Below are 6,313 nucleotides of genomic sequence, written 5' to 3'. Positions count from 1 at the left end.
GAGGCTGACCGCGCCGCCGTTGCTGGCGATCGCGCCGCCCGCGGTCAGGGTGCCCTTGGCATAAACGCTCAGAGACCCACCGTTGGTGGTGATCGCACCGAGATTGGCCGTACCGGTGTCGGTTGCGTAAGGAACATTGCCGACCGGATTGACGCCGGCATACATGGCAACATTGCCACCGGCCGTAGTCAGTGAAGATCCGTTGACAAAGTTGATATTGCCAAGCGCAGTATTGTCACCGGACTGAAGTGTGAGGGTGTTGCTGGTCAGGGCAGTCAGACTGACGGCCTGGGACGCGCCCGCAAACGTACCGACCTGAATCAGGTTTTTCGCCTGCAGGATGATATTGACGTCGCCAAGGCTATCGAGTTTGCCGTCGCTTATCTCGCCATTGCCGATGTTCACGTATGCAAAATCGATGGCCGATGCCGTTACGTTTGCATCCTCGGACCCAGTCGTGTCGGCACCATGAATCAGGTAGATATCATTCGGGTCGAGCAGAAGCGTCCCTGTCTTGCCCATGGGGGCAGCGGCACCCACCGTGCCATTGAAGGCAAGTCCGTCGCGGCCGGAGACTTCGACGAGGCCGCCATCCCCACCCTGTGCTCCGCCAGTTGCGCTGATGGAGCCGTCAAAACGTGTGCCTTGATCGGACCAGACCACCACCTTGCCGCCATCGCCGGTTCCAACGGCATCGGCCTTGATGCTCACATCCTTGCCGACATAAGTCGCGCTGGCGTTCTGTTCCTGTCCCTTGCCCTGCCAGTTGCCGCCGACCAGCGCCGTGCCGCCAGCGCCAACTCCCGAAACGTCGATCTTCGCCTGAGCGAAGAGACCGACCTTGTCGCCCAGCACCTTTACCGTACCGCCGGCCTGCCCGGCCCCGGTGCCCGAGGCATCCAGAGTGCCGGTGACACTGACCACGCCCGAACTGCCGCCACCGAGCCAGATTTCGCCGTTGCGGCTTTCGAGGCTACGCGCGCGAATGACGCCGTCGTTATTGAGCACGGTGGACAGCAACGCATCCTTGGCCTGCGCATTCATGACGACGCGGCCGCCGTCGGCGACGATGACGCCGCTGTTGTCGGCGCGCGCGGCAGCGGCGGCGACATCGACCTGGAAGCTCAGCAGGCCGTCGTGGTCGAAATCGAGATTCACCGAATCGCCGGCAGCGAGGCCGACGCTGCCGTTCGTTGCGGTGATGGTTCCGCTGTTGCTGACTTGCGGCGCGATCAGGGCAACGAAACCGCCATTGGCGACATTGATGCTGCCTTGATTGACCACCGTGCCGCCAGCACCAACTCTTTCGAACTGATATTTTCCGGCGAGGAAGTTGGCATCGGAAATGCCCAGCGACGAAGCCACCAGGCCGCCCACATCGACCTGCGCACCGGGAGCAAACAAAATGCCGCCGGGATCGACGATGAAGACGTTGCCGTTGGCCGTGATCCGGCCGAAGATCGCCGAGCCGCCGCTGGCACGATTGAGGATGACGGCGGAGGCATCCGGCTGAGCGAAGTTGACGTGGGCCTGGCTGCCGATATTGAAGCTGTCCCAGTTAACGATGGCGCTGCTGGAGCCCTGCTTGACGTCCATGCGCGCGCCGCTGCTGCTGATGTCGACCTGCCCGGCCACTACCTGGCCGTTGGTCGGCAAGGCAGTCGGCGACGGCTCTCCGGCGGCGGTCGCGCTGGCGGCACCCAGCGCGAGCACGGTACCGATGGCCACCGCGCCGGAAGCGCGCTTGCCGCGCGTGCGGGCAAATTCGGCGACGGCGATCCAGGTATTGCGCAGCTCGCTCCAGACCAGGCGGTAGGCGCGATTCAGGGTGGCGTGCTTGAACATGACGATGTCCTCTAGCAGTCGTTGCGCCCGGACGCAATGCTGTCCGGGGGGCGGGACGACATAACATTTTCGGCATTGCGTCCGCCGGCGGCAGACATCAGCCTGTTCTGAAACCTGGGCTTCCGGGCGGAGTGCACGGCGGCGCTTCCCAAATCAGAAGAATTTGCTGAACTGAAAGTAGAAGCGCGGATAGCGCAACAAGTGGTCCGCGGTGGCCTTGGTGGTGTCGCGGAAGGCCAGCGTGGTGCGCAGATACCAGTCGTTGGGAACTTCCCAGTTGAGGCCGATGCCGGGGCCGGCAATGCGGCGCAGCCGTTCCGCGTTGGCGGCGAAATCTGCGGCGGTGGGACGCTTGATCAGGATGGCGCGACCGAAATCGTAGAAACCGGTGAGCACCAGACTGCCGGGCAGATTTTCCTCGAAAGGCAGACGGTAGCGGAGTTCAAGGCTGGCGAAGTAGCCTTCGTCGCCGGCGCCTTCTCCCTGCGGATAGGCGCGCACGGCATTGGGCCCGCCAAGACTGAACTTTTCGCTCGGATCGAGGTTCTTGTTGGTGAACTGCTGGCTGTAGGAGCCATACAGCGCCAGTCGCTCTGCCACCGCCTGCAGGCGCGACACCGAAATGTTGGTCTTGCCGTAAAGACCCTTGGTCTTGCGGCCGGCCAGGTCGGCGGCTTCCAGGCCGGCGTTGCCGAATTTCAGTTCGCCCAGGGTGTAGGCGATATTGAAGACGTTGATGCCGCCGCCGCCGACACGGTCGCGGAAATCGCCGGACAAACTCAGCGAGCTGACGTCGGTTTTCTTGAGCGTCTCGGCGCCGGACGCCAACTGCATGTCGTAGAACTTGCGCTTGTCGTGCTGGCCGATTACCAGAAGATTGGTATTGCGCGAACGAATGATCGGATGAATGGCGATCAGCGAGTTGACCGCCGCCGCGCCATTGACCTTGAGCGCATCGAAAAGCGGAGTGCCGAGGCGGTACTTGAGCTCCGAGTAAGCCGCGCCCAGCTTGGTGCCCCAAGGGCCGAACGGAACCAGGATCGAGGCGCGGGCAAAGCGCAGGTTGCCGTCGATGGCATTGCTCGCGCGCAGGTTGATGAGTTCGCCGTAACCCAGCAGGCTGTTGCCGTCCACGCCGCCGCCGACGCGATGCAGGCCGGTGTAGATCGACCCGTTGGCGTCGAAATCGAGATTGGCGTCGAGCTTCTTGCCGGCGCTGACCTTGATGGTCAGGTCGGCGGTCCCCGCCGTTGCGCCGGGGGCGAAGCTGCTGCTGGCCACGATGCCGCGCAGGTCGTGAATCTGGAACAGGGCGCGCTCCACGTCCGCGGTCTGGATCAGTCCGCCCTCCTCCAGCGACGCGATATAGGATTCCAGCAAGGAACGGCTGATCGACACGGCAGGATCGACCTGTAGGCGGACTTTGCCCAGACGCCCTTCGAGAACCCGAAGTTCGACTATGCCGTCGCTGATTTTTTGCTCGGGAACGATGGCGTCGGCGAGGAAGTAGCCGCGCCCCGCAAGCTCCCGCTTGACTGCCGCAGCGGCATCGAGCAGATCCTGAAAGCGCTTGTTCGGACCGATGAAGGGAGCCAGTACTTGCGCCATCTCCGTCTCGGGCACCACCGTCAGACCGACAATGCGAAAGCCCTTGATTTCCAGTTGCATGCCCTCGACATCAGCAATGGCCCGTGGCTTGGAGAATCGGTCGTCGATGCTGGGGCCGCTGTCGGGACGAACCGTAGCCGGGGGCACGGTCTGCAGTATCTGGCCGGCACCGGGCGCTGCCTGGCCAAAAGCGGCCGCGGAGCCAAGCCATAGCAGGGCGATCGAAACCTGTCGGAGGGCGCAGGACACACCCCGACCGCGGAAAACGGCGGATCGATGCTTCAAGTTCATTGTTTTTGTTGCCCCTCCAACCGAATCAGCCGCGAGGGCGCCCGGAAAATTGCAGGACTATCCTGTCACTTCGCAATATGTTGCATAGTCCGTCAGCGCCCCAACCAAGTCAATGCCATCCCGATGCCATCAACATCATTTCGACATCGGACGTAGTAATCCTACCACAAGTGTATGCCTTCCGGCGCCCGGATGCCGAGGTCCAACTTCCCGATCGGGGCCGGCCGGGTCAATAACCCCGGGTAGGCAGTCGAAACGGCGGCCGGTAACCAAGCTCGACGGCCCGTTTTTCGAAGCGTGCGGCATCCGCCACGAGCCCGCCGTAATTGTAGTGCTCCGCGAGTTCCCAGCTTGCAAGGCCGCTGCCCAGTTCGGCGGCGAAACGCAACCATTGCTCCATGCGCCGGGAACTCGCCGCGACGCCGGACGTGCCCAACCTGTAGGCTAGCGCGATCAGGTACGCCGCGTCCTTGTCGCCCCGCACGGCCTTGCCCAGATTGCGCCGAAAGCTCGCATCGCCAACGGAATCCTCGAAAAAATCCCCGGAAAGACCGATCGAGCGCTGAATATCCAGCGCCCGGCGCGCGTGCGCCGCCACATCGCGGATCTGCGTGGCATACCGACCATCATCCGGTAAATCGCGCCCGCATTCCTCGCTCAACCGGATCAGTCTGGCCGGCTGTGAGGTCGCCTCGATCCGCGTCCAGCACTGTTCGCTACCATTGGTTGGCGTGGCCACCGGGAGCGGCGGTGGGTGACGGTCCGTGCGACTCGATTTCGCCTGAAACTTGACTTTGGTCTGTGCCTTGAGCGGACGTCCGGGCTCATCTTTCGGCTTGGCCCGAAGCCTGGCTTGAACTTTGCGGGCCTCCTTTTTCGCAAGGGCCTTGGGCTTGGGTCGATCCGCTGTCTCGCCGACAACACCCGCCGCAGCACCGCTGGCGGTGACGGGCGCGACCGGCTGTATCTCTCCGGTCCAGTTGCGGTTCTGGCCGAATGCCACGCCGGCACCCAAAACCATCGCCAGGATGGCGCCGCACCACAAGCCTGAACCGAAGCGACTTACGCCCGCGCTAGCTGCAAGAGTTGGCGCTGGCGAGACGGCGTCCGGCATCGTGTCGCGGCAGCGGGCCATGCCGATCTCAGTATCCGCGCGTCGCCAGCCGCGGCGGCGGCCGGTAACCCAGATCGAGCGCCATTTTCTCGAACCGGGCGGCATCGCCGACCTGTCCGCTCTGGTTGTAGAGCTCCGATAGTTCCCAACTGGCGATGCCGTTGCCCAATTCCGCGGCAAAGCGCAGCCATTGCTCGGTGCGCCGCGAATTGACGGTCACGCCCGAAGTGCCGTCGCGATAGGCGATCGCGATGCGATGCGCCGAATCCTTGTCGCCGCGCAGGGCCTTGAGCAGATCGTCGCGATAGCCCTTGTCGCCGACCGCCTCCGTGAACAGGTCGCTGGAAAGGCGGGCCGAGCGCTGGCTTTCCAGAGCCTGCTGGGCGCCGACTATCGCCACCCGGATCTGCTGGCTGAATTCGCTGCCGGGAAAGTCCCGCTCGAAATCCTTGCACAGGCGGATCAGGGTCGCCGGCCGCAGGGTCGCCTGTATCGCCTGCCAGCGCTGTTCCATGACCGCGACATCGACACCAATCAACGCCGGCCCCTTTTGCGTGCGGCGCAGCTCGAGTTCGCGGTTGCGAATCACGAAGCGACCGCGCAAATTGCCAGTGCTTTCCGGGAACTGCGGCGGTATTGTCAGCTTGACCTTGTCGAACTCCGCTTTAACCCGCGCCTGGCACTCGACGGCAGCAATCCGGAACAGGTCATCGATCGGCGTCACGCCGTTGGCCTCGCGCAGCACATCGACCACGGCGCCGGCAAAGAAAGTGTTGCGATCCGGACTGATCGGCGCCAGGGCCGGACGGCCGGCCCGGGTGGCGAAGAACACCAGCATGCCCTCGGGTGCCGCAATCTGGTTGAAGTCGTCGACACCCTTGCGGATGAAGGGGTCGGTGCGACAGGCGTCGATCAGCGCGATGCTGATACCGGGATAATGTTGGGGCAGGGCGACCAGGATGTCCTCGTTGAGCCGCAGGGATGAACTCAGCGCCTTGCCCGAAGATGGATCGACGCCGGCCGGCACCAGATAGTTGCGGCCTTCCGACTGGAATCCGTGCCCGCAGAAATAGAACACCACGGCGACGCCGCCTGGAAGATTGGCTTCGGAGACAGTGCGCAGTTCAGCGCCGAACTCGGTCAGCACGCGCATCATTCCCAGCGCATCGAGGTCACGATAATCCTTGACCTTGAACTCGTAGTATTGGAGTACATCCTTGAGGTCGGTGACGTTCTTGTGCGCCGGCGCAATATCCTTGCGATTCGGGTAATCCCGATTGCCTATCAGCAGCGCATATTTGGCACGCGGCGCATAGATGTCCTGAATCGGCTCGCCGCCGGACTGGGCGAACAGTTCCGGAGCAAACGACAGCGCACCTAGCGCCAGACCGGCACTGCCGCCGAGCAGCAAACTCCGCCGCAAGGGGCTGTCAAGTTCGTCAGGCGCCCGCGGCA

General features: G+C 63.4%; 4 protein-coding genes. All 4 read right to left on the bottom strand.

The genetic code is table 11. The features are described 5' to 3' along the window. Nucleotides 1-1,845: filamentous hemagglutinin N-terminal domain-containing protein (locus RMO95_RS05875; protein WP_310449665.1), on the bottom strand; the 1,845-nt coding region annotated here is incomplete at its 3' end. Nucleotides 1,846-1,998: 153 nt separating this feature from the next. Further along, on the bottom strand, nt 1,999-3,600 hold the full coding sequence (locus tag RMO95_RS05870; protein WP_310449664.1) for a ShlB/FhaC/HecB family hemolysin secretion/activation protein: 1,602 nt from the start codon (nt 3,598-3,600) through the stop codon (nt 1,999-2,001). Between the two features lie 373 nt (nt 3,601-3,973). Further along, nucleotides 3,974-4,879: a hypothetical protein gene (locus tag RMO95_RS05865; RefSeq protein WP_310449663.1), complete on the bottom strand. Its 906-nt coding sequence runs from the start codon at nt 4,877-4,879 to the stop codon at nt 3,974-3,976. 7 nt (nt 4,880-4,886) lie between these two features. After that, nucleotides 4,887-6,281 carry a caspase family protein gene (locus RMO95_RS05860; protein WP_310449662.1) on the bottom strand — a complete coding sequence of 465 codons (1,395 nt, stop codon included), beginning with the start codon at nt 6,279-6,281 and terminating at the stop codon, nt 4,887-4,889. Between the last annotated feature and the right edge of the window lie 32 nt (nt 6,282-6,313).

Origin of the sequence: Sulfuritalea sp., from assembly GCF_031426875.1 — a bacterium.
GTDB lineage: Bacteria > Pseudomonadota > Gammaproteobacteria > Burkholderiales > Rhodocyclaceae > Sulfuritalea.
Note: the sequence above shows the minus strand (reverse complement) of the source record. Positions and strands in the feature narration are given on the sequence as shown.

Excerpts from the sequence above, each read along its gene's own strand:
- RMO95_RS05865 (WP_310449663.1), bottom strand. The coding sequence starts at position 4,879 with ATGGCCCGCTGCCGCGACACGATGCCGGACGCCGTCTCGCCAGCGCCA.